General features: G+C 43.9%; 1 protein-coding gene. It reads right to left on the reverse strand.

Features of this window, described 5'->3' with window-relative positions; all coding sequences use genetic code 11:
- Nucleotides 1-34: 34 nt before the first annotated feature.
- Nucleotides 35-808: IS3 family transposase (locus H8K33_RS19635; RefSeq protein ID WP_186892763.1), on the reverse strand; the 774-nt coding region annotated here is incomplete at its 5' end.

An 808-nucleotide genomic window follows, 5' to 3' on the forward strand; every position in this document is an offset into this window, starting at 1 on the left:
TGAACTGACCCCAGAAAGTTGGACAGTTTGTTGGCTAGGCATGCAAGGGCTGATTTCTGTATTGCACAGGACTCAGCCCTTTTAGTTTCAGTTTGATCCTATCGTGATTATAGTAGTGAATGTATTCTTTAATGCCACGCTCAAGTTGTTCAACGCTGGCGAATTTATTTAAATAGAAGAATTCTGTCTTCAAGACAGCGAAGAAACTTTCCATCGCGGCATTATCGAGGCAATTTCCTTTGCGTGACATGCTTTGTGCAAGGCCCTTTGACTGCAATGAAGCTTGGTAAGCGGGCATGCGGTATTGCCAGCCTTGGTCAGAATGTAAGATCGGTCTATCCTTTGGCGAGAGTCGGTCGAAAGCTTTAGTAAGCATCGCATCAATCATTTTATAAACGGGTCTTCTTGCCGTTTCAAAGGCAATGATTTCGCCATTAAACAGATCTAAAATCGGTGATAAATAAAGCTTCTCTCCCGCGACATTAAACTCCGTCACATCGGTTGCCCACTTCTGATTTGCTTCGGTAGCTTTAAAATCTCGTTGCAATAGATTGGCTGCTGCCAAGCCAACATTGCCTTGGAATGAACGATATTTCTTTGGGCGAACCAAAGATTTTAATCCCAACAGCTTCATCAATCGTTGCACCGTTTTATGGTTAATCAATTCTCCCAATTGTCGTATTGTCGCCGTCACGCGACGATAGCCGTAGCGACCATGATGCTTGTCATAGATGGTGCGAATGCGTTGCTTGATCGCAGCATACTTATCGTCGAGAAGCGATTGTTTGCGTTGGTAGTAAAACGTACT

This window comes from Affinundibacterium amnicola (genome assembly GCF_014284275.1).
Taxonomy (GTDB): Bacteria; Pseudomonadota; Gammaproteobacteria; order Burkholderiales; family Burkholderiaceae_D; genus Undibacterium; species Undibacterium amnicola.